This is a genomic window from Pseudomonas sp. B19125 (assembly GCF_044218855.1).
Lineage (GTDB): Bacteria > Pseudomonadota > Gammaproteobacteria > Pseudomonadales > Pseudomonadaceae > Aquipseudomonas > Aquipseudomonas edaphica.
The window spans coordinates 2,203,023-2,226,149 of record NZ_CP162589.1 but is presented as its reverse complement, the minus strand read 5'-3'; the positions used below and the strand labels follow the sequence as shown (position 1 = coordinate 2,226,149).

Genomic DNA, 23,127 nt, shown 5'->3' with positions numbered 1-23,127 from the left:
CACGCGATTATGTGACGATTAAAACGTCAGGCGACCTGTGCCAGCAGCGCTTTGGCGTGGTTGATGCCCTTCTCCTGGAAGTCACCGCTCAAGTTCACGCCTTCGGCATGAATGAAGGTGACGTCATGAATCCCGATAAAGGCCATGACCTGGCGCAGGTACGGCTCCTGATGGTCGGAGCTGGCGCCGGTGTGGATGCCACCGCGTGCGGTCAGCACAATAGCGCGCTTGCCGGTCAGCAAACCCTGCGGGCCGGTGGCGGTGTACTTGAAGGTCACACCGGCACGCAACACGTGGTCCAGCCAGGCTTTGAGGGTGCTGGGAATGGCGAAGTTGTACATCGGCGCGGCCATCACCAGCACATCGGCGGCGAGCAATTCGTCGGTCAGTTCGTTGGAGCGGTCCAGGGACGCCTGCTCGACGCGGCTGCGCTGGTCGGCGGGTTTCATCCAGCCGCCGAGCAGGTTGGCGTCCAGGTGCGGAACCGGGTTGAGGGCCACATCACGCACAGTGATCTGATCCGCCGGGTGGGCGGCCTGCCATTGGCTGATGAACTGTTGAGTCAGCTGGCGGGAGATCGAATCCTGCTGGCGGGCGCTGCTTTCGATGATCAGAACATTGGACATGGCTGGGTAGGCTCCATCTGTAAATGCTGTAAGACGATGGAGTGAAGATTAAACAGAGCCAATTCGATAAAAAAGCGTAAAAAACTGCTATAACCCATCTATAAATTTGTTTATAAGCGGAGTATTGCTGTGGGCATGCTCCGCTGCGGCGTTATTTTGGGGCGCATGCCAGGGCGATACGCATCTTAATAATCGAGCGGGTGAATTTGACCGTGGTGTTGGTGCTTTTACCTGCCGGCACCGTGACCGTTCGGCGACGCGGCGATTCCGGGCCGTTGGTGAAGGTTACCGAGCACACCGCGTCATTGGTGCCGTAATTATTCAGCTGTATCGAACTGATGTCGTTGTCGACGTCGGACGCCTTGTAGTCAATGCTCACGCCCTCGATCTTTTTAGTAACGTCGGTGGAATAGGCAAACGCGCTCATCGGCAGCAGCGCCAGCAACACACAACAGAATTTTCTCATTCGGCAGTCTCCAATAAGGACCGCCAGCTTAGGACAAGAGGAGCTCATCTTGAAAGCGCCCCGCGTTACCCTCGATCAATGGCGCACGCTGCAGGCTGTGGTCGACCACGGTGGCTTCGCCCAGGCGGCTGAAGCACTGCACCGTTCGCAGTCCTCGGTGAGCTACACCGTGGCCCGCATGCAAGACCAGCTCGGCGTGCCATTGCTGCGCATCGATGGGCGCAAGGCCGTGCTCACCGAGGCCGGTGAAGTGCTGTTGCGCCGCTCGCGGCAACTGGTCAAAAACGCCAGCCAGCTGGAAGACCTCGCCCACCATATGGAACAGGGCTGGGAAGCCGAAGTACGCCTGGTGGTGGACGCCGCCTACCCGAATGCACGCCTGGTGCGCGCCCTCACCGCCTTTATGCCGCAGAGCCGTGGCTGCCGCGTGCGCCTGCGTGAGGAGGTGCTGTCGGGCGTTGAAGAGCTGTTGATGGATGGCATGGCGGACCTGGCCATCAGCGGCTTCATCATTCCAGGCTACCTGGGCACCGAAATGAGCGACGTGGAATTTATCGCTGTGGCCCACCCCGACCACTCACTGCATCGCCTGAACCGCGAGTTGAGCTTCCAGGACCTGGAAAGCCAGATGCAAGTGGTGATCCGTGACTCTGGCCGCCAGCAGCCGCGCGACGTCGGCTGGCTCGGCGCCGAACAGCGCTGGACCGTCGGCAGCTTGCCCACCGCCGCCACCTTCGTCAGCAGCGGCCTGGGCTTCGCCTGGTTGCCCCGACACCTGATCGAACGCGAACTCAAGGATGGCCTGCTCAAGCAGCTGCCATTGGAAAAGGGCGGCAGCCGCAACCCGACGTTCTACCTGTACTCGAACAAAGACAAACCCCTGGGGCCGGCCACGCAGATTCTTATCGATTTGTTGCGCACCTTCGACACCGCTCCCCTGGACGCACCTTTCGCCGCCCCCCAGCAAGCCTGAGACGGAGTTCACCCATGGCCTGGTTCGACCACGAAGGCTGCAGCCTGCATTACGAGGAATACGGTCACGGCGCTCCGCTGATCCTGATCCACGGCCTGGGCTCCAGCAGCCAGGATTGGGAACTGCAGATTCCGGTCCTGGCCCGGCATTACCGCCTGATCGTGGTGGATATACGCGGTCACGGTCGCTCCGACAAACCCCGCGAACGCTACAGCATCCAGGGTTTTACCTTCGATCTGGTGGCGTTGATCGAACACCTGAACCTGCCGCCCGCCCATGTGGTGGGTTTATCCATGGGCGGCATGATCGCATTCCAGCTGGCCGTGGACGACCCCGCTCAGGTCAAGAGCCTGTGCATCGTCAACAGCGCGCCCGAGGTCAAGGTGCGCAGCGCCGATGATTACTGGCAATGGGCCAAGCGCTGGAGCCTGGCGCGCGTGCTTAGCCTTGCCACCATCGGCAAAGCGCTGGGCGATCGGCTGTTCCCCAAACCCGAGCAAGCCGACCTGCGGCGCAAAATGGCCGAACGCTGGGCAAAAAACGACAAACGTGCTTATCTCGCCAGCTTCGATGCGATTGTCGGCTGGGGCGTGCAGGAACAACTTTCCAGAATTACCTGTCCTACCCTGGTCATCAGCGCCGACCACGACTACACCCCCGTGGCGCAGAAAGAAAACTATGTAAAACTGCTGCCCGATGCGCGGCTGGTGGTAATCGAAGATTCCCGCCATGCCACGCCCTTGGATCAACCCGAAGTCTTTAACGCTACCTTGCTCGATTTTCTAAAGACAGTCGAAACCACTACCCAGGATCACTGACCCATGCTGAAAAAAATCGCCTTCTTTGCCGGCTCCGTATTGTTCGCAGCCAACCTGATGGCTGCTGAGCCTGCCAAGGCCCCTCACGTCCTGATCACCACCACCAATGGCGACATTGAAATCGAACTGGACCCGGTCAAGGCGCCGATCAGTACCAAGAACTTCCTGGCCTATGTCGACAAAGGCTTCTACACCAACACCATTTTCCACCGCGTGATCCCGGGTTTCATGGTCCAGGGCGGCGGTTTCACCGCGCAGATGTCGCAGAAGCCGACCGAAGCACCGATCAAGAACGAAGCCAGCAACGGCCTGCATAACGTTCGTGGCACCTTGTCGATGGCACGCACCAACGATCCAAATTCGGCCACCAGCCAATTCTTCATCAACGTGGCTGACAATGCCTTCCTCGACCCTGGCCGCGATGCGGGTTATGCCGTGTTCGCCAAGGTGGTCAAGGGCATGGACGTCGTCGACGTCATCGTCAACTCGCAAACCACTACCAAGCAAGGCATGCAGAACGTGCCAATCGATCCTGTTGTGATCAAGTCGGCCAAGCGCATCGACTGAGGTCCGCAGCAAGCTCCGCACGCGGCCCACAACGCCGCGTGCGCATTTGAAAGGAGAGCCCGCAACGCGGGCGTCAGACTGAATGCTCTATCGTCGCTTTGAACAACTGATCGACATTTTCCGCGACGCTCCCAGCGCCGCCCCTCCTGATAAAGTCCTGCCCTTCTACCTCTACTACCTGCGCCAGGTGTGGCCAAGTTTTGCCGCCTTGCTGGTGGTCGGCCTGATCGGCGCGTTGATCGAAGTGGCATTGTTCAGCTACCTGAGCCGCATTATCGATTTGGCCCAAGGCACGCCGCCCGCCAACTTCTTCCAGATTCACAGCGCCGAGCTGATCTGGATGGCCGTGGTTGCCCTGCTGCTGCGCCCGATCTTCAATGGCCTGCATGACTTACTGGTGCACCAGACCATCAACCCCGGCATGACCAGCCTGATCCGCTGGCAGAACCATAGCTACGTACTCAAGCAGAGCTTGAACTTCTTCCAGAACGATTTCGCCGGGCGCATTGCCCAGCGCATCATGCAAACCGGCAACTCCTTGCGCGATTCGGCAGTGGCGACCGCGGAAGCCATCTGGCATGTGTCGATCTACGCCATCAGCGCCCTGGTGCTGTTTGCCGAGGCGGACTGGCGCCTGATGATCCCGCTGATCACCTGGATCATTCTTTACAGCCTGGCGTTGCGTTACTTCGTGCCTCGCGTGAAAGAACGCTCGGTGATTTCCTCCGAGGCGCGCTCCAAATTGATGGGCCGCATTGTCGACGGCTACACCAACATCACCACCTTGAAGCTGTTCGCCCATACGCAAAATGAGCAGGAATACGCCAAGGAAGCGATCATCGAGCAGACCGAAAAAACCCAGTTGGCCGCGCGCGTGCTCACCAGCATGGACGTGGTGATCTGCACCTTGAACGGCGTGCTGATCGTCACCACCACCGGCCTGGCGTTGTGGCTGTGGACGCAGTCACTGATTTCGGTGGGCGCCATCGCCCTCGCCACAGGCCTGGTGATCCGTATCGTCAACATGTCCGGCTGGATCATGTGGGTGGTCAACGGCATCTTCGAAAACATCGGCATGGTGCAGGACGGCCTGAAAACCATCGCTGCACCGCTGGCAGTGACCGACCGCGACAATGCCCCGCGCCTGAACGTGCCGCACGGCGAAGTGCGTTTCGAGCAGGTGGATTTCCACTATGGCAAAAAGAGCGGGATCATTGGCGGCCTGAACCTTCAGATCAAGGCCGGTGAGAAAATCGGCCTGATCGGCCCCTCCGGTGCGGGCAAATCAACCCTGGTCAACTTGCTGCTGCGCCTGTACGACCTGCAAGGCGGGCGCATCCTGATCGACGGCCAGAACATCGCCGAAGTCGCCCAGGAGTCCTTGCGTGCACAGATCGGCATGATCACCCAGGACACCTCGCTGCTGCACCGCTCGATCCGTGACAACTTGCTGTACGGCAAGCCGGATGCCACCGATGAGGAACTCAACGCCGCCATCCACAAAGCCCGCGCCGATGAATTCATCCCGCTGCTGTCGGATGCCGAAGGGCGCACAGGGCTGGATGCGCACGTGGGCGAGCGCGGGGTGAAACTCTCGGGCGGGCAACGTCAGCGCATTGCCATTGCGCGGGTGCTGCTCAAGGACGCGCCGCTTCTGATCATGGACGAGGCCACCTCGGCACTCGATTCGGAAGTGGAAGCGGCGATTCAGGAAAGCCTGGAGACCTTAATGCAAGGCAAGACGGTGATTGCGATTGCGCACCGGTTGTCGACCATTGCGCGCATGGACCGGCTGGTAGTGCTGGAGAAAGGCCAGATTGCCGAGACCGGCAGCCATGCCGAACTGCTGGCCCATGGCGGCTTGTATGCCAGGTTGTGGCAGCACCAAACGGGTGGGTTCGTCGGCATCGATTAAAAACACACCGCAAAACAGTGTGGGAGCTGGCTTGCCTGCGATAGCGCACTGTCAGTACCGAATTGGTTATCTGGCACACCGCAATCGCAGGCAAGCCAGCTCCCACCTTTAATCAGCGCCAAGCCCCTAATCCACGGGCCCCTGGCGCTTTTTTTATGGCCTGGATTTGTATCAAAAGCGTGCTGTAATCAGTGCAGTGCCTAGAGGGGCGCTGAAGTAAATCTGCAGGGAGCATCACTGATTTGCTGATTCGGTAGAGCTATCTATCAAGGACGTGTCGCATGTCTTTGTTCAAACGTTCAATCACAGAGGGGTTAGGTACGTTTTGGCTGGTGTTGGGCGGTTGCGGGAGTGCGGTGTTGGCCGCAGCGTTTCCCGCCGTCGGGATCGGGTTCCTCGGTGTGGCCCTGGCCTTCGGGCTGACGGTGCTGACCATGGCGTTTGCCATCGGGCATATCAGCGGGTGCCACCTCAACCCGGCAGTGTCAGTGGGGCTGGTCGTGGGCGGGCGGTTTCCGGCCAGGGAGTTACCGGCTTACATCGTCGCGCAGGTAATCGGCGCCACTGTCGCCGCTGCGCTGTTGTACTTCATTGCCAGTGGCAAGCCGGGGTTCGAACTGGCGTCGGGCCTGGCCTCCAACGGCTACGGCGAGCATTCGCCGGGTGGCTACTCGATGGCTGCGGGGTTTGTCTGTGAGCTGGTGATGACGGCGATGTTCGTGCTGATCATCCTCGGCGCCACCGACCGTCGTGCTCCGCCGGGTCTTGCACCCATCGCCATCGGCCTGGCCTTGACCTTGATCCACTTGATCTCCATTCCCGTGACCAACACTTCGGTCAACCCGGCCCGCAGTACCGGCCCGGCACTGATCGTCGGCGGATGGGCGATCCAGCAGTTGTGGATGTTCTGGCTGGCGCCGATCCTCGGTGCTGTAATCGGCGGCGTGACCTATCGATGGCTGGGCAAGGAGCAGCCAGCCTGAGGCAAACGGGTTCAGCCCTGCCGATAAGGCAGGGCTGCCCTTGCCTCTTCGGCATACGCCAGAATCCCAACCCGCTCGCGCTCCAGGAAGTCTTCCACGGCATTCTTCAAACCCGGATGGCGCAGGTAGTGCCATGACCGTGTGATCACCGGTTCAAAGCCGCGAATCAACTTGTGTTCGCCCTGGGCGCCAGCGTCAAAACGTTGCAGGCCGTGGGCGATGGCGTAGTCCATGCCTTGGTAGAAGCAGGTTTCGAAGTGCAGGCGGTCGAACTCCGCGAGGCAGCCCCAGTAGCGGCCATAGAAACTGTCGCCACCGATCAGGCTGAAGGCCATGGCCACCGGGCGTGCGCCTTGTTTGGCCAGCACCACGCGGATCGCCTCGGGCATGCGTTCGGCCAGCAGGCTGAAAAAGGCGCGGGTCAGGTAGGGTGACTGGCGACGCACCGCGTAGGTGTTGGCGTAACAGGCGTAAACAAAATCCCACTGCGCCTCGCTTAACTCGTGGCCTTGCAACCATTCAAAATCGATGCCCTGCCCCGCCACTTGCTCGCGCTCTTTGCGCATTTGTTTGCGCTTGCGTGAACTCAAGGCATCGAGGAAGTCCTGGAAGTCGCGATAGCCGCGGTTTTGCCAGTGGAACTGGCAGCCCAGGCGCTGCAACCAACCCGCCTGCCCAGCCAATGCGGCATCGGCCAACGGGTCGGTGAAGTTGATATGGGCACTGGAGAGCCCTTCGATTTCCAGATACCCGGGCAAGCTACCCAGCAGTTCAACCCCGTCCTCGGCATTCCTGGCCAACAAACGTGGGCCACTCACCGGACTGAACGGCACCGCCGTCAGCAACTTGGGGTAGTACTCGATGCCCGCGCGCGCGCACGCATCCGCCCAGCCGTGATCAAACACGTACTCGCCGTAGGAGTGCCACTTGCGGTAGCTGGGCAAGGCCGCCACCAGCCGCTCGCCTTCCCAATGCAGCAAATGCTCGGGCTGCCAACCGGACTGCGGGCCCAGGCTGGCGCTGTCTTCCAGGGCACTCAGAAAGGCGTGCCGCACAAAGGGTTGGGCCTGCGGCACCAGGGCATCCCAGACTTGCGGGGCAATTGCAGACAGCTTGTCCAGGCGTTGCAGCGGCATCGGCATCCTCACTGTTTCTTGGCGTGAAAGCCTGGCGAGTATCGCCTATCGCGGCGCCAGGCACACCTCGAAACGAGCGCGACAAACCTCGAAACAATTAGTTCCAGATTAAATAATTTGTCATCTAGGTGAAATCACTTAGCCACTACTCCGTCATAAACGATCGCGATACTGACGCCTGTTTTTAGAGCGCCTGGTTCTACCAGGCGGCTATTTTCCGTCCGTCATCGGTCGGTTGTGTCCTGGATGGTTTGCCATCCCTCCTCACTTTCGGAGATTGATATGCGTCTTGCTTCCACTAAAACTGCGGCGGCCCTGTGTGGCGGCCTGTTGCTGGCCCTGAGCGTTCCGGCCAGCGCTGCAGTCGACGCTAAATTGCTCGACATGCTCAAGGCCAACGGCCAGATCACCGCTGCGCAGTACACCGAACTGCAAACGGAATTAGCCAAGGACCAGAAAGAAAAGCAGATCGCACAGCAAGCTCAACAAGAGACCAACGAGCAGATCGCGGCCACCGCGAAAAAAACCAACGACCTCAGCGTCTTCGATCAGAAGCTGGCCTGGGCCGCACGCACTCAGCTCAAGGGTGATGTGCGCTTCCGTCAGGAAACCGTGAAGATCCAGGGCGAATCCAACAACGGCGGCCGCGACAAAGACCGTCAGCGCATCCGTGCCCGCCTGGGTGCCTACACCGAAATCAACTCCCAGGTCGACACCGGCATCCGCGTAGCCACCGGCAGCAGCGACGACGCGCGCTCCACCAACCAGGACCAGGACAACTACTTCGACAAGAAGTCGATCTGGCTGGACCTGGGCTACATCGACTACCACCCGGACCAGATCAAGAACCTGCACGTGATCGGCGGCAAGATGCTGCAGCCGTGGGTAAACATGGGCGACGTGATCTGGGATAGCGACATCAACCCTGAAGGCCTGGCCGTCACCTACAAGTACCCATTGGGCGGCAGCGCCGAGCTGTTCGGCAGCCTGGGTAACTACAACCTCAAGGACAACGTAGACGGCGACGGCGTGCAATTTCGCCACGACCTGCGCCTGACCTCCGGCCAGTTGGGCACGCGCTTCTCGCTCACCGACAACCTGAAAATGACCCTGGGCGGCAGCGTCTACGCCTACCAGAACGACAAGGACAGCCGCTGCACAACCACCACCACGCCATGCGCGCTGGCGGTCAACGGCAACTCGGCCAACAACGAATTCCGTCTGTATGAAGGCTTTGCCCAAGCCGACATCGGCGGCCTGGCCGTGCCTTTGGCGTTCTACGGCCAGTACGTGAAAAACAACGATGCGGTGACCGACCAGGACACCGCCTGGTTGATCGGTGCCAAATCCAAGGTGTTCGGTTTCAACCTGGACTACAACTACCGCGATACGCAACGTGATGCAGTGGTTGGCGCCTTCACCGATTCGGACTTCGCCAACGGCACCACCGGTTCGCGCGGTCACAAGCTCAAAGTCAGCTACGACATCGACAAGAACTTCGCCCTCGGCGCCACGTACTTCCTGACCAAGGCTGACTACGCCAGCCGCACGCAGCGTGATGCCAACACCAACACCTTGCAGTTGGATGCTGAAGCCAAGTTCTAAATGTGCATGCAATAACCCTTGGGCCAGGACGGCCCGAGGGGGTTTCAACAGCCTTGCGTGGGTGGGTCGATCCCCATCATCCGTTAGACTCACCCACGCGAGCCTGCCTCTTTCCCACCGTTACTGATCTTTGAGCCTTTCGGCCACCAGCCGATCAGCCAGTGCATCAGCGTCCTTTACCGGCTCCTCCGGCATGATCTTCAAAGTCGCCTGCATCAGGCGCATCTGACGAATAAATCGCCGGCAGTTGGGGCAGAACATCAAGTGATGACGCACCAGCAAACGCTCTCGAAAGGTCAATTGCCCATCGAGGTAGTCACTGGACCGCGCCACTTGTTCCTTACAGGTCAACATTCGCCCGTTTCCTCAAAATGCTCCACCGTGGCGAAGACTTTAAGCCGTGCTCGATGCAACAGCACACGGACATTGGAGAGCGAGAGGGTCAGAAGATTACAAATCTCCTCCAACTCCAGGCCCTGACGTTCACGCAACACCAGTACGCTGCTTTGCAGCTCCGACAAGCTCAGGATTGTATGCTCCAGGCATTTGCGCAGTTCATCCTGGGTCAGCAAGGCTTCCGGGGTGTCCTGGTGCCAGGCGTAAGGCGCAACGGCCCAGTGGCCGTCGTCGGGGACGAAGCGGTCATCGCCAATGGTGCCGTGGGGCGAAGGCAAATCGTCGAGCAATACTTCCCGGCGATTCTGTTTGTAGCGGCCCTTGGCAGAATTGGCGGTGATGGTCAGCAGCCAGGTTTTGAGGCTGGAGCGCCCTTCGAACTTGGCCAGGTTGCGTACCACTGACAACCAGGCGTCTTGCACCACTTCATCGGCGTGGCGCTGGCCGACAATGGCATAGGCAACCGCGCGCATGGCGCTCTGATAGGTAGTGACCAGTTCCTTGTAGGCCCGCTGCTCGCCCTTGAGCAGCCGTTCAAGCAGGTGCGCGTCGTCCGCTGCTGCCATTCAAACCTCGATCTTGCCTTGGAAATAGGATCAATGTGGGAGCTGGCTTGCCTGCGATGCAGGCACCTCGGTGGATCAGTCACACCACAGTGATGCCATCGCAGGCAAGCCAGCTCCCACAAGATTAGCGCTTGCGCAGGATCACGCTGCCGATCGAGTAACCCGCACCGAACGAGCTGAGCACTGCAACCGAGCCCTTGGGCAGATCGTCCTGATAGGTGTGAAACGCGATCACCGAGCCCGCCGAGCTGGTATTGGCGTATGTATCAAGGATCACCGGCGCTTCTTCCACCGAGGCTTCGCGGCCCAGCAGCTTCTTCACAATCAGGTGGTTCATGCTCAGGTTGGCCTGGTGCAGCCAGAAGCGCTTCACGTCGGTCACGCTCAGTTGGTTTTCTTGCAGGTGTACACCGATCAACTCGGCAACCATCGGGCAGACATCACGGAAGACTTTGCGGCCTTCCTGCACGAACAGCTTGTCCGGCGCGCCGATGCCTTCTTCGGCGGTACGGTTGAGGAAACCGAAATTGTTGCGGATGTTATTGGAAAACTTGGTCAGCAGCTTGGTGCTGACCACGTCGAACTGGTGCTCGGAGGTCGCCAGATCAGCACGCTCAAGAATCACCGCCGTGGCCGCATCACCGAAGATGAAATGGCTGTCGCGGTCGCGAAAATTCAAGTGGCCGGTGCAGACTTCCGGGTTGACCATCAGGATCGCCCGGGCCTGGCCCAGTTGGATGCTGTTGGCCGCGTTCTGGATGCCGAAGGTGGCCGAGGAACACGCTACGTTCATGTCGAAGCCGAAACCCTGAATGCCCAGGGCTTCCTGGACTTCAATGGCGATGGCCGGGTAGGCGCGCTGCAGGTTGGAGCAGGCGACGATCACGCCATCGATGTCGGCGGCGGTCTTGCCGGCGCGCTGCAGGGCTTGTTCGGCGGCGCCGACGGCCATCTGGCAGAGTACCGACCACTCGTCGTTGCTGCGCTCGGGCAAGCACGGGGCCATGCGCTGTGGGTCAAGGATGCCGTCCTTGTCCATCACAAAGCGGCTCTTGATGCCCGACGCTTTCTCGATAAAGGCGGCGCTGGACTCGGTCAATGCCTGCACGTCACCGCGCTCGATGGCGGCAGCGTTGTCTGAATTGAACTGTTGCACGTAAGCATTGAAAGACTGCACCAGCTCTTCGTTGGAGATGCTGTTGGCCGGGGTGTACAGGCCAGTGCCGCTGATGACGACGTTATGCACGGTCGTTCCTCTAAATCTGTCAGGCAGAGAAGATATTGGTACCGTCGTACCAAACTTTAATTCGTTCGATACCCTCCAGCGGGCATCAAACTGGCAACGCTTTATCCCATCGCACCACAGTGTTTCGCGGCGTTACCGGTCTTTATGACTGCGAAGTTTGCCACAACCTCGCGCATTTGGCGCCATCCCCAGGATTAACCCCCGCAATCCACTGTGGGAGCTGGCTTGCCTGCGATGCAGACACTGCGGTGTATCAGCCAAACGGTGGTGATGCCATCGCAGGCAAGCCAGCTCCCACAGGGGTTGGGCGTTGCCTGGAGGATCGAGGAAGAACTCAGGCCTCGACCAGGCTCCACTGTTTGCTCAAACGCTTATCGGAAATCGGCACCTTGGTGCCCAACTGCTGGGCAAACAGCGACACCCTGTATTCCTCCAACCACCAGCGGTAAAGTTCCAACTGCGGGTCGCGCTTGCCTTCCTGGGCGTGTTTGTTCAGGCGGTTCTGGTACTGCGCCCACAAGCCGCCCAATTCCGAGCTCCAGACCCGATCCTTTTGCACCTGGCTTGGCAACTTCTCCAAGCGCAGCTCGATGGCCTTGAGAAAGCGCGGCAATTCCTTGAACCACTGCGCCGGGGTTTCGCGCACAAAACCGGGATACACCAGGTTGCTGAGTTGCTGTTTGATGTCGTTCAACGCCACCGCCTGGGCCAGGTCGATCTTGCCTTTGAAGCGTTTCTGCAAGCCATGCCAGAGTTTCAGCACGTCCAGGGTCAAGCGCGCCAGGCGTTCGGCGTGTTCGGTCCAACTGCCGCGCTTGCGTTCGGCCAACGCAGCCAGACCCGCGCCGTCACGCGGCAGGCTGGCTTCGCCTTCGAGCACGCAGGTGTCGAGGCTGGCCAACAGAATATCTTCCACCAGCGCATCAATGCGCCCCAGCTCGCGGTACATCAGGCCCAGCTCAGTCAACCCAGGCAATTTGCCGCGCAGGAATTTTGCCGGTTCCGCCAGTTGCTGCATGAGCAGGCGCTGCAAGGCGCGGCGGTGCTGAAACTCGGCTTCGGCGGCAGTGGAGAAACGCCCTTCCTTGACCGTGCCGTTTTCTTCGACCAGTGCCGGATACACCGTCATCGACAGGCCAGCAATCTTTTGCTGGGTCTTTTCCGCCACGGCGGCAAACACCTTGGCTTCCACCGGCTGTTGGCTTTTCGCGGTTTGCGGTACAGCCAATGCGGCCTGGCTGGCCTCGGCGAAACGTGCGGTCAGCTCGGCCAGGTCGCGGCCTTCGCCCAGGAACTTGCCCTGGCCGTCAACCACCTCCAGGTTCATCTTCAGGTGGCTTTCCACCTGCTGCGCCGCCTCGGCCCAGGCTTCATCGCTGACCCGCGCGCCGGTCATGCGCAGCAATTCGCGGCCCAGCGCCTGGGGCAACGAGCCCTGGCCAAATTCGATACGTTGCAGGGCGGCCTTGACGAAATCCGGCACCGGCACAAAGTTCTTGCGCAGCGCCTTGGGCAAGTTGCGCACCAGCGCAATGCACTTGGCTTCGATCACACCCGGCACCAACCACTCCAGGCGCTCGGGCGGCAACGCCGGCAGCAATGGCGCCGGTACGCGCAGGGTTACGCCGTCGCGGGGGTGGTTGGGTTCAAAGTGGTAACTCAGGGCCAGTTCCAGGTCGCCCAGGTGCAGGGTGTCGGGGTAATGCGCGGCCGTGACTTCACTGGCCTCGCGGGCCAGCACGTCTTCTTCACGCATGATCAGCAGTTGCGGGTCTTTCTGGCTGTTGACCTTGTACCAACTGTCAAACGTGGCGGTCTGGTGGATCTCTGCCGGCAAGCGCGCGTCATAAAAGGCGTACAGGGTTTCTTCATCCGCCAGAATGTCGCGACGACGGGCCTTGGCCTCCAGTTCATCGAGCTGTTCCAGCAGTTGCTGGTTGGCCGTGAGGCACTTGGCGCGGGATTGAATCTCGCCGCGTACCAAACCTTCACGAATAAACAACTCGCGGGACACCACCGGGTCAATCGGCCCGTAATGTACCGGCCGGCGCCCGACCACAATCAGCCCGAACAGGGTGATCTGCTCAAACGCCACCACTTGGCCGCGCTTCTTTTCCCAGTGCGGTTCGAAGTGGTTTTTCTTGATCAGGTGCCCGGCCAGCGGCTCGATCCAGTCGGCATCGATCTTGGCGACCATGCGCGCATACAGCTTGGTGGTTTCCACCAGTTCGGCGGTCATCAGCCATTGCGGACGTTTTTTGCCGATGCCCGAGGACGGGTGAATCCAGAAGCGCCGCTGCCGTGCGCCGAGGTAATCGCCGTCTTCGGTTTTTTGCCCGATCTGGCTGAGCAAACCGGACAGCACCGCCTTGTGCAGTTTCGCAAAGTCGGCCGGTTCCTTGTTGAGGGTCAGCTGCATATCGCGGCAGATCAGGCTCAACTGGCGATGGGAGTCACGCCACTCGCGCAGGCGCAGGTAATTCAGGAAGTTCTTGCGGCACCAGTTACGCAACGGGCTGGCGGTCAACGCCTGGCGCTGTTCTTCAAAGCCGCGCCACAGATTAACCAGCCCGGCGAAGTCCGAGTCTGCATCTTTCCACTGTGCGTGGGCCTGATCGGCGGCTTGCTGGCGCTCCGGCGGACGCTCGCGAGGGTCCTGGATCGACATGGCACTGGCCACAATCAACACTTCCTGCAAACTGCCGAGCTTGGCCGCTTCGAGCAGCATGCGGCCCATGCGCGGGTCCACCGGCAAGCGCGCCAGTTGGCGGCCCAGCGGCGTGAGCTGGCTGTTGCGGTCGACTGCCGAGAGTTCTTGCAACAGGTTGAAACCGTCGCTGATCGCCTTGCCATCCGGCGGTTCGATAAACGGGAAGTCGGTGATTTCGCCCAGGCGCAGGTGCAGCATCTGCAGGATCACCGCGGCGAGGTTGGTGCGCAGGATCTCCGGGTCGGTAAATTCCGGACGGCCGATAAAATCTTCTTCGCTGTACAAGCGAATGCAAATGCCCGGCTCAACCCGGCCGCAGCGGCCTTTACGCTGGTTGGCACTGGCCTGGGAAATCGCCTCGATCGGCAGGCGCTGCACCTTGGCGCGGTAGCTGTAGCGGCTGATGCGCGCGGTGCCGCTGTCGATCACATAACGGATGCCCGGCACGGTCAGCGAGGTTTCCGCAACGTTGGTCGCCAACACCACGCGGCGACCTGGGTGGGACTGGAAAATCCGCTGCTGTTCGGCCGGCGACAGGCGCGCGTACAGCGGCAGAATTTCAGTGTGTTTGAGCTGGGCCTTGCGCAGCATGTCGGCGGCGTCGCGAATCTCGCGTTCGCCGGGCAAAAACACCAGCACATCGCCGGGGCTGCGGCGCTCACTGCGCTCATAGGCGGCAATTTCGTCGAGGGTGGCGAGAATCGCCTGGTCGACGGTCAAGTCATCCTCGACACGGTTACCCTCCTCGTCCTGCTCAAGCGTCAACGGGCGATACCAGGTGTCGACCGGGAAGGTGCGGCCCGAGACCTCGACAATCGGCGCATCGTCGAAGTGCTTGGAAAAGCGCTCCAGGTCGATGGTCGCCGAGGTGATGATGACTTTAAGGTCCGGGCGGCGCGGCAACAGGGTTTTCAGGTAACCGAGCAGGAAGTCGATGTTCAGGCTGCGTTCGTGGGCTTCGTCGACGATGATGGTGTCGTAGCGTTCCAGATAACGGTCGTTCTGGGTTTCCGCCAGCAAAATGCCGTCGGTCATCAGCTTGATCAGCGTGTTGGAATCGCTCTGGTCTTCAAAACGCACCTGATAGCCGACCAGCGCGCCCAATGGCGTGGCCAGCTCTTCGGCAACCCGGCTGGCGACGCTGCGCGCAGCAATCCGGCGCGGCTGGGTGTGGCCGATCAGGCCGTACTGGCCGCGCCCAATCTCCAGGCAGATCTTCGGCAACTGGGTGGTTTTACCCGAACCGGTTTCGCCGGCAATGATCAGCACCTGATGCTTGTTTAGCGCCTCTTTGATCTCGTCACGCTTGGCCGCGATCGGCAGGCTGTCGTCATAGCGAATCACTGGCAGGCTGGCACGCCGCGCGGTGACTTGGGCGCAGGACGCCTGCATACGCGTGACCCACTGCGCCAGCTTCTCCTCGTCGGGCTTCTTGCGCAGCTCAAGCAACTGGCGCCGCAAGCGGTGGCGGTCGGCGAGCATGGCGTGATCGAGGTTTTTGAGCAGTTGGTCGATAGCGGGCGCTTGGTCAGTCATCAGGTACTTTGCAGGTCGTCTATTTATGCACGGCCGGCAAGTGTGGCAGAAAAGCAGCTGATCTGGCAGACGGCTAAGTAAACCGGATCAAATGTGGGAGCAACTGTCTTAACCCACGCTCCTCTGTGGCGAGCAGGCTTGCCCTGCGTTGGGCTGCGCAGCAGCCTCATTGTAGACACCGAGATACTCCTGAAAGAACTCTGAGTCTGTTTTTGGGGCCGCTGCGCAGCCCAACGCAGGGCAAGCCTGCTCGCCACAACAGCCCACTTCGCACAGACGTTGTTAAATTGGAGCAAGCCTCCTCCCAAACGGTATATGCGTTTACAGCGGGTCTTTGCGCCGATACGGAAACACATCAATCACCTTGCCCGCGCGAATCGCTTCCTGCAGGCCTTTCCAGTAGTCGGCGTTGTACAACTCGCCATGCAACTCGTCGAACAGCTTGCGCTGGCCGGCATCGGCAAACAGGAACGGCGGGAACTCTTCCGGGAATACGTCCAGTGGGCCGATGGAGTACCAAGGCTCCGAGGCCATTTCATCTTCGGGCGTGCGCGGTGCGGGGATGTGGCGGAAGTTGGCTTCGGTGAGAAAGCAGATCTCGTCATAGTCATAGAACACCACACGACCGTGGCGGGTGACGCCGAAGTTCTTCAGCAGCATGTCGCCGGGAAAGATGTTCGCCGCCGCCAGTTGCTTGATCGCCAGGCCGTAGTCTTCCAGGGCTTCACGCACTTGGGCGGGGTTGGCGTTGTCGAGGTAGAGGTTGAGCGGGGTCATGCGCCGCTCGGTCCAGCAGTGGCGAATCAATACCGTATCGCCCTCCACTTGCACCGTACCAGCGGCCACTTCGAGCAGTTCGGCCAGGCATTCGGGCTCGAATTTGCTCAAGGGAAAACGGAAGTCGGCGAACTCCTGGGTGTCGGCCATGCGCCCCACGCGATCAACGCTTTTAACCAGCCGGTACTTCTCGATCACCGTGGCGCGGTTGACGTTCTTCGACGGCGAAAAACGGTCCTTGATGATCTTGAACACGGTGTTAAAACCCGGCAGCGTAAACACACTCATAACCATGCCGCGCACGCCGGGCGCCATGATGAATTGATCATCGGTGGTCGCCAGGTGGTTGATCAACGCGCGGTAGAACTCCGACTTGCCGTGCTTGTAGAAACCGATCGAGGTGTACAGCTCGGCAATATGCTTGCCAGGCAGGATGCGCTTGAGAAAGCCGATAAACTCGGCCGGCACCGGCACATCGACCATGAAGTAGGAGCGCGTGAAGGAGAAGATGATCGACACATCGGCTTCGTCGGTGATCAGCGCATCGATCTGGATGCCGCGCCCTTCGCGGTGCAACAACGGAATCACCAGGGGCCATTGCTCGTCACGGGTAAAAATACGACCAACAAGGTAGGCGCCTTTATTCCGGTAAAGCACTGACGAAAACAGCTCGATGCTCAGCTGCGGGTCTTTGCACACCCAATCCGGCAGGTTTTCGCGCAACTGCGCCTGGAGGCGGCGCAGGTCGCCGTCGAGGTCGGCGTAGGCTTCGCTGAAGCGGTAATCGGCGAAGATCTGCGCCAGCGTCGCCGCCAGGTCGCCCGCAGGCTTATAGGTACGCGTTTGCGCCGCACGTGCCCGGCGCAGGCTGGGCCGCGTGGTGTGGATGAACATGCAGCCGTCGCTGATCAGGTCATGGCTGAACAGCCCGCAAAAGATCGAGTTGTACCAGGTCTCGGACAGCTCATCGTCAAAGCGCAGGTCGATCAGGCCGATGTACGCGCTTTTGACCAATGGCCACTCGTCCACTGCCAGCAACGCCGCCTCATCGAAGTGGGCACGCAGACGCGCCGTGACTTCAGCGACCTTCTCTTCATACAAATTGATCCGCGCCGCCGACGCCGCCTGCCCTTGTTGCCACTGAGCCTTTTCGAAACGCTCGCGAGCGCCGTCGGTGATCTGGCGAAAGTGCTCACGGTAATCGTCGAAGCCATCGAGGATCATGCGGGCGATGGCAGGGGCGGATGGCGACATGCGGGAAACCTCGAACGGGTATCTGGATGCCTGAGCTTAGCCAGTGAATCGAGGCAGGAGAAGGATGATTTGCACATCCGAACTGTACAACTTCATGCAATTTGTACATTTATTTTCAGTTTTCACCAATCGACCGTACGGTCAGCAAAAACACCATAAAGTCGCGCCGCCCACCGCTACAGGCCTGGAGCTGCGGGGCTTGACGCTCATTGCCAGGAAACCGCGCAAACCTGTGAGTTCTCAACGTATGTAACACCCTTGATACCACTTAGGGGAAACCCCGATTACCACCTTGATGGCACTTTGATATATAGCGCGCCCTTCCCAACCTAACAAGGTCTGAAGACCGACCCGGGAACCGGTTCAAATCGCCTAAGGAGCACTAAGATGTCATTGAGGAATATGCCGATCGGTCTGCGCGCCAGCCTGAGTTTTGGGGTGTTGGCCAGCATGCTGGTGATCGTCGGAATGTTTGGCCTGGGGCAGATGGCCAAGCTGCGCGAAAGCGCGTTGGTGATTGAAGAATCGTGGATGCCGAGCATCGAGAATATCCACGACGCTGCCGCCTGCATCGCCAGCATCCGCCTGGAGTCGATGCGCATGGCGACCACCGACGAATCACGGATCCGCGACAACAGCAAAAGCCTGATCGCCAACCAGCGCAGCGAACTCAACACCCTGCTGGAGCACCACGCAGACCTGCTCAGCGGCGACGACGAACGCGCCATGCTCAAGCAGCTCAACATCAATGTGAACACTTACAACAGTATCGTCAGCCAGATGGTGGAGCTGGTCGACAAGGACCAGCAGCAAGACGCCATCGACCTGCTCAGCACGCGCCTCGGCCCGCAGGGCACGCTCCTGAATAAAAGCCTGGAGGACATGATTACCTTCAACCAAAAAGGCGTGGAAACCGCAGCAGACACGGCGGCGCAGATGTATACCAGCGCGCAGTGGGTGGTCGGCCTGATCATTGTGTGCGCGCTGATCGCGACCTTGTTGCTCGCCTGGCTGCTGACCCGCAGCATCACCGCCCCGCTCGGCCAGGCCCTGGCCGTGGCGCGCACCATTGCCGGTGGTGATTTGAGCCAGCCCGTCGTGGTCAAAGGCAGCGACGAACCGGCGCAACTGTTGACGGCCCTGGCCACCATGCAGGACCAGTTGCGCACCACCCTCCATGGCATCAGCGAGTCGGCGCAGCAACTGGCGTCCGCAGCCGAAGAGATGAGTTCGGTGATGGAGCAGAGCACCCGTGGCTTGCAAGCGCAGAACGATGAGATCGAACAGGCCGCCACCGCCGTCAACGAGATGAGCGCAGCAGTGGACGAAGTCGCGGCCAATGCAGTGTCCAGCGCCGAGGCATCCAAGGCCTCCGACGAAGACAGCAAGCACGGTCATTACCAGATCAGCGAAACCATCAGCTCGATCCAGAACCTGGTGGACGAAGTGCTCGGCGCCTCGAACAAGGCCGAAGGGTTGGCCGTACAAGCCCAGGACATCAGCAAAGTGCTGGAAGTGATCCGCGGCATCGCCGGGCAAACCAACCTGCTGGCGCTGAATGCCGCCATCGAAGCCGCCCGCGCAGGTGAGGCCGGGCGTGGGTTTGCAGTGGTGGCCGACGAGGTGCGCTCGCTGGCGCAACGCACCCAGGACTCCACCGAAGAAATCGAGCAGATGATCAACGGCATCCAGCAAGGTACCCAAGGCACCGTCGAAGCGCTCAACAGCAGCGCCGAGCACGCCGGCCAGACCTTGCAGCGGGCCAACAACGCCGGCAGCGCCCTGGAAAAAATCACCGCCGCCATCTCGCAAATCAGTGAACGCAACCTGGTGATCGCCAGCGCCGCCGAGCAACAGGCCCTGGTGGCCCGCGATGTCGACCGCAGCCTGGTGAACATCCGCGACCTGTCGACCCAGACCGCCGCCGGTGCCACCCAGACCTCGGCGGCCAGCCACGAATTGTCGCGCCTGGCGGTGGACCTCAACGGCATGGTCACGCGGTTTGTCCTGTAATTAGCGATTGTGTCGCGCAGGCCACTGGGCAACACTCGCCGCCTTATTGATGTAGGAGTGTTCCGTGAGACCTGTCGACACCCTGTACCTGTTGGGGCTGGCTGCCATTTGGGGCGCCAGCTTCCTGTTCATGCGCATCATTGCGCCGGAAATCGGCACGGTGCCGACTGCGTTTTTTCGCGTGTCGATTGCTGCCGCCGGGTTGCTGGTGATCCTCACGATGATGCGCGTGAACTGGGACTTCCAGGGCAAGTTCAAGACCGTGCTGCTGCTCGGCGTGATCAACTCCGGCATTCCCGCGACTATGTATTCCGTGGCCGCCCAGGTGCTGCCGGCGGGATACTCGGCGATCTTCAACGCCACCACGCCGTTGATGGGCGTGTTGATTGGCGGGTTGTTCTTCAGTGAACGCCTGACCCCTTCGAAAATCGCCGGTGTGTGTTTGGGCCTGTTTGGCGTAGGAGTCCTGACCCGTGCCGGGCCGGTAGCCTTTGATCTGGACTTGTTGATGGGCGCACTAGCCTGCCTGCTGGCCACCACGTGCTACGGCTTTGCCGGTTTCCTTGCGCGGCGCTGGCTCGATCAACGTGGCGGCCTGGACAGCCGGCTTGCGGCGTTGGGCAGCATGCTCGGCGCTACCCTTTTCTTACTGCCGTTCTTTGCCTACAGCGCCATCAGCCATCCACCAGCGAGCTGGGGTGGTTGGCAGGTATGGTCTTCGTTGCTGGGGTTGGGGCTGGTGTGTACGGCGTTTGCCTACATCCTGTACTTCCGCTTGCTGTCGTCCATTGGGCCGGTGAAGTCGATGACGGTGACGTTTATGATTCCGCCGTTTGGGGTGTTGTGGGGGGCGTTGTTGCTGGGGGAGCCGTTGTCGATGGCGCATTTGTATGGGGGGGTGTTGATTGGGGGGGCGTTGTGGTTGGTGTTGCGCCGAACACATTGACTAAGGCGCTGTAAAGTCAGCAGGCTTGCTGCCCTTTTTTGAACCGACAATCGTCAAAACAAACGGCCAATTACCCTCGTGTCCACTCCCAACCTGAGTGGACGCGTTAAGACTACTGAAACGAGGATTCGACTAAGGGAAGGTTTCAGCATCCACCAAACTTTTGGCATTTGTGTCTTTAGCCGAAAGTGTAGGCGGTTCGGAAATCGGCCACTCAATAGCGACATGCGCGTCATTCCACGCAAGACTGCGCTCGTGCTCCGGCGCCCAATAATCGGTCGTTTTGTAGAGAAACTCAGCCGATTCCGAAAGCACCACAAAACCATGGGCGAACCCTTCCGGTATCCAGAGCTGCGCACGGTTACTGGCACTGAGGTGGGCGCCCACCCACTTGCCGAATGTAGGCGAGCTTTGACGTAAGTCCACGGCCACGTCAAAGACTTCTCCTTGTACAACACGAACTAGCTTTCCTTGGGCCTGCTTGATCTGGTAATGCAGCCCGCGAAGTACGCCGCGCACTGACTTGGAATGGTTGTCTTGCACGAATTGAACAGGTTTTCCGACGGCCTCTTCGAAAACTTTCTGATTGAAACTTTCATAGAAAAAACCGCGCTCGTCCCCGAATACGTTCGGTTCAAACAGAAGAACATCTGGAATGGCGAGGGAAGTGGCTTTCATCTTTACGATGTCTCCAAGGTGTTATCAGAGCCGGCTTGGCGGCGGTACAGGGCAAATAAACTTAAGGCAACATCACACGATGCCGCCTTACAGTCGGCTCTTTAAAAAATCTTTTCGTGCAGCAGGCGCTTCAGGTATTTACCGTAACCGCTTTTAGAAAGCGGTGCCGCAAGCATCTCCAACTGCTCTGCATCAATCCACTTTTGACGAAATGCAATCTCTTCGGGGCAAGCCACTTTAAGCCCCTGACGATGCTCGAGCGTAGCGATGAAACTACTGGCCTCCAGCAACGAATCGTGGGTGCCGGTGTCGAGCCATGCATAACCGCGGCCCATGATTTCCACCGACAGCTTGCCGCGTTCCATATAAACACGGTTGAGATCAGTAATCTCGAGTTCGCCACGAGGTGATGGCTTGATGCTCTTGGCAATTTCAACGACGTCGTGGTCGTAGAAATAAAGGCCTGTTACCGCGTAATTTGACTTGGGTTGCAGCGGTTTCTCTTCAAGACTGATGGCTTTGCCTTGCGCATCAAAATCTACAACGCCATAACGCTCCGGATCGTTCACGTGGTAGGCAAAAACGCTGGCGCCGTCCTCACGCAGCATCGCACTCTTGAGCAGCTCATCAAAATGATGACCGTGGTAGATATTGTCACCCAACACCAAGGCAGACAGATCATTACCAATAAACTCCTCACCGATAATGAACGCTTGGGCCAGGCCGTCCGGTGATGCTTGTACGGCATAGGAGATATTCAACCCCCAATTACTGCCATCCCCCAAAAGCTGTTCGAAGCGCGGGGTGTCCTGCGGCGTGGAAATAATCAGAATGTCGCGGATACCTGCCAACATCAATGTGGTCAGCGGATAATAAATCATCGGCTTGTCATAAACGGGCAGCAGCTGCTTGGAAATAGCCAGGGTCGCAGGGTGCAGGCGTGTGCCCGAACCACCCGCCAAAATAATTCCTTTACGTTTGAGCATTTTCATTTCTCTAGAATTTCTATCAGCATCCGTGCCACACCGCCCTGCCAATCTGGCAAACGAAGTGAGAAGGCATTCTGCAATTTGTGAGTGTTAAGTCGAGAGTTGCCCGGGCGCTTGGCAGGTGTCGGATACGCAGTGGTCGCAATCGCACCTATCGATGCAGGCGCAACCTTGAGTACCACACCGGCCGCTTGCGCTTGCTCGAGTACAAAACGAGCGTAGCGGTGCCAGGTGGTCTCGCCTGCAGCCGCAAGATGGTAAACGCCTCCCAGTTGAGGGTCCATGCGCATCGCGCGGATAGCATGAGCAGTGACATCCGCCAGAAGGTCCGCGCCGGTCGGCGTGCCAAACTGATCGTCGATGACATTCAGGCTGTCACACTCGATAGCCAGGCGCAGCATGGTTTTGGCGAAGTTGTTACCTCGCGCTGCGTACACCCAACTTGTACGGAAGATAAGATGCGCGCAACCAGATGTCTGAATGGCGTGCTCACCTTGTAGCTTGGTAGTGCCATAAACGCTCAGAGGCCCCGTCGGGTCGCTTTCCTGCCAGGGCGTATCGCCGTCGCCGGCGAACACATAGTCAGTCGAATAATGCACCAGTAAGGCATTCAGCTTTCGGGCTTCTGCTGCCAATACTGCCGGAGCCTCAGCGTTGACTCGCAACGCTTGCTCAGGCTCACTTTCGGCCTTATCAACGGCAGTGTAGGCCGCGGCGTTAACAATTATGTCAGGCGCAAAGCGCTGCACAGTGGCCGCCAATCCTTTCAAGTCGGCCAAGTCACCGCAGTAATCCTGGCTTTTTGAGTCCAGCGCCAGGACTTGACCCAAAGGCGCCAAACTGCGTTGGAGTTCCCAGCCTACCTGGCCATTTTTGCCCAGCAGAAGAATCCTCATGCCATTTGGCCGGAGTAATTATTCTCCACGC

At 59.6% G+C, this 23,127-nt stretch carries 19 protein-coding genes; 8 read left to right on the top strand and 11 right to left on the bottom strand.

Translation table 11 applies throughout. From position 1 onward, the window contains the following. Window positions 1–26: 26 nt before the first annotated feature. Window positions 27–626, bottom strand: coding sequence for an FMN-dependent NADH-azoreductase (locus AB4P96_RS10230; protein ID WP_017134849.1), 600 nt, complete (start codon window positions 624–626; stop codon window positions 27–29). A gap of 151 nt (window positions 627–777) precedes the next feature. Beyond that, window positions 778–1,092, bottom strand: coding sequence for a 3-phosphoglycerate kinase (locus AB4P96_RS10225; RefSeq protein WP_395600737.1), 315 nt, complete (start codon window positions 1,090–1,092; stop codon window positions 778–780). Between the two features lie 49 nt (window positions 1,093–1,141). On the opposite strand from AB4P96_RS10225, the gene AB4P96_RS10220 reads away from it, so the two are divergent. From AB4P96_RS10220 to aqpZ, 5 genes are all read left to right on the top strand, one after another. Beyond that, a complete protein-coding gene (locus AB4P96_RS10220; RefSeq protein WP_017134847.1) occupies window positions 1,142–2,065 on the top strand; it encodes a LysR family transcriptional regulator in 924 nt (307 codons plus the stop codon). A 14-nt stretch (window positions 2,066–2,079) separates the two neighbouring features. Continuing rightward, on the top strand, window positions 2,080–2,883 hold the full coding sequence (locus tag AB4P96_RS10215; RefSeq protein WP_017134846.1) for an alpha/beta fold hydrolase: 804 nt from the start codon (window positions 2,080–2,082) through the stop codon (window positions 2,881–2,883). A gap of 3 nt (window positions 2,884–2,886) precedes the next feature. Further along, window positions 2,887–3,450, top strand: a complete 564-nt coding sequence (locus AB4P96_RS10210) for a peptidylprolyl isomerase A (protein WP_016979352.1) — start codon at window positions 2,887–2,889, stop codon at window positions 3,448–3,450. An 82-nt stretch (window positions 3,451–3,532) separates the two neighbouring features. Continuing rightward, on the top strand, window positions 3,533–5,365 hold the full coding sequence (locus tag AB4P96_RS10205; RefSeq protein WP_017134845.1) for an ABC transporter ATP-binding protein: 1,833 nt from the start codon (window positions 3,533–3,535) through the stop codon (window positions 5,363–5,365). A gap of 281 nt (window positions 5,366–5,646) precedes the next feature. Continuing rightward, window positions 5,647–6,348: an aquaporin Z gene (gene aqpZ, locus AB4P96_RS10200; RefSeq protein ID WP_017134844.1), complete on the top strand. Its 702-nt coding sequence runs from the start codon at window positions 5,647–5,649 to the stop codon at window positions 6,346–6,348. Window positions 6,349–6,359: 11 nt separating this feature from the next. On the opposite strand, the gene AB4P96_RS10195 is transcribed toward aqpZ, so the two are convergent. Then, entirely contained in the window at window positions 6,360–7,484 is a 1,125-nt protein-coding gene (locus AB4P96_RS10195) for a GNAT family N-acetyltransferase (RefSeq protein ID WP_026013510.1), read from the bottom strand. 282 nt (window positions 7,485–7,766) lie between these two features. Between AB4P96_RS10195 and AB4P96_RS10190 the strand changes: the two genes are divergently transcribed. Beyond that, on the top strand, window positions 7,767–9,089 hold the full coding sequence (locus tag AB4P96_RS10190; RefSeq protein ID WP_017134842.1) for a putative porin: 1,323 nt from the start codon (window positions 7,767–7,769) through the stop codon (window positions 9,087–9,089). A 120-nt stretch (window positions 9,090–9,209) separates the two neighbouring features. Here AB4P96_RS10190 and AB4P96_RS10185 read toward each other — a convergent pair whose 3' ends face one another. From AB4P96_RS10185 to aceK, 5 genes are all read right to left on the bottom strand, one after another. Next, window positions 9,210–9,443: an anti-sigma factor gene (locus AB4P96_RS10185; protein WP_017134841.1), complete on the bottom strand. Its 234-nt coding sequence runs from the start codon at window positions 9,441–9,443 to the stop codon at window positions 9,210–9,212. After that, on the bottom strand, window positions 9,437–10,051 hold the full coding sequence (locus AB4P96_RS10180) for an RNA polymerase sigma factor (protein ID WP_395600736.1): 615 nt from the start codon (window positions 10,049–10,051) through the stop codon (window positions 9,437–9,439). The genes AB4P96_RS10185 and AB4P96_RS10180 overlap by 7 nt, the downstream gene beginning before the upstream one ends. A 124-nt stretch (window positions 10,052–10,175) precedes the next feature. Next, complete coding sequence (locus AB4P96_RS10175) at window positions 10,176–11,297, bottom strand: beta-ketoacyl-ACP synthase III (protein WP_176991410.1); 1,122 nt, start codon at window positions 11,295–11,297, stop codon at window positions 10,176–10,178. Window positions 11,298–11,631: 334 nt separating this feature from the next. Next, window positions 11,632–15,543 (bottom strand): ATP-dependent RNA helicase HrpA, encoded by a 3,912-nt coding sequence (gene hrpA / locus AB4P96_RS10170; RefSeq protein WP_170039192.1) that lies wholly within the window; start codon window positions 15,541–15,543, stop codon window positions 11,632–11,634. 321 nt (window positions 15,544–15,864) lie between these two features. Further along, window positions 15,865–17,574, bottom strand: coding sequence for a bifunctional isocitrate dehydrogenase kinase/phosphatase (gene aceK, locus AB4P96_RS10165; protein WP_099548841.1), 1,710 nt, complete (start codon window positions 17,572–17,574; stop codon window positions 15,865–15,867). Window positions 17,575–17,961: 387 nt separating this feature from the next. Here aceK and AB4P96_RS10160 point away from each other — a divergent pair, with 387 nt between their 5' ends. Then, on the top strand, window positions 17,962–19,587 hold the full coding sequence (locus AB4P96_RS10160; protein WP_017134837.1) for a methyl-accepting chemotaxis protein: 1,626 nt from the start codon (window positions 17,962–17,964) through the stop codon (window positions 19,585–19,587). 64 nt (window positions 19,588–19,651) lie between these two features. Then, a complete protein-coding gene (locus AB4P96_RS10155; RefSeq protein ID WP_176991413.1) occupies window positions 19,652–20,533 on the top strand; it encodes a DMT family transporter in 882 nt (293 codons plus the stop codon). 132 nt (window positions 20,534–20,665) lie between these two features. Here the strand turns inward: AB4P96_RS10155 and rfbC are convergent, their stop codons facing one another. The 3 genes from rfbC to rfbD all read right to left on the bottom strand — a co-directional run bounded on the left by rfbC (window position 20,666) and on the right by rfbD (window position 23,096). Further along, window positions 20,666–21,211: a dTDP-4-dehydrorhamnose 3,5-epimerase gene (gene rfbC / locus AB4P96_RS10150; RefSeq protein ID WP_236460288.1), complete on the bottom strand. Its 546-nt coding sequence runs from the start codon at window positions 21,209–21,211 to the stop codon at window positions 20,666–20,668. A 101-nt stretch (window positions 21,212–21,312) separates the two neighbouring features. Then, the gene (rfbA, locus tag AB4P96_RS10145) at window positions 21,313–22,197 is read right to left on the bottom strand and encodes a glucose-1-phosphate thymidylyltransferase RfbA (protein WP_032865395.1); all 885 of its coding nucleotides are present in this window, start codon (window positions 22,195–22,197) and stop codon (window positions 21,313–21,315) included. Window positions 22,198–22,199: 2 nt separating this feature from the next. Next, on the bottom strand, window positions 22,200–23,096 hold the full coding sequence (rfbD, locus tag AB4P96_RS10140; protein WP_017134833.1) for a dTDP-4-dehydrorhamnose reductase: 897 nt from the start codon (window positions 23,094–23,096) through the stop codon (window positions 22,200–22,202). Window positions 23,097–23,127: the final 31 nt, after the last annotated feature.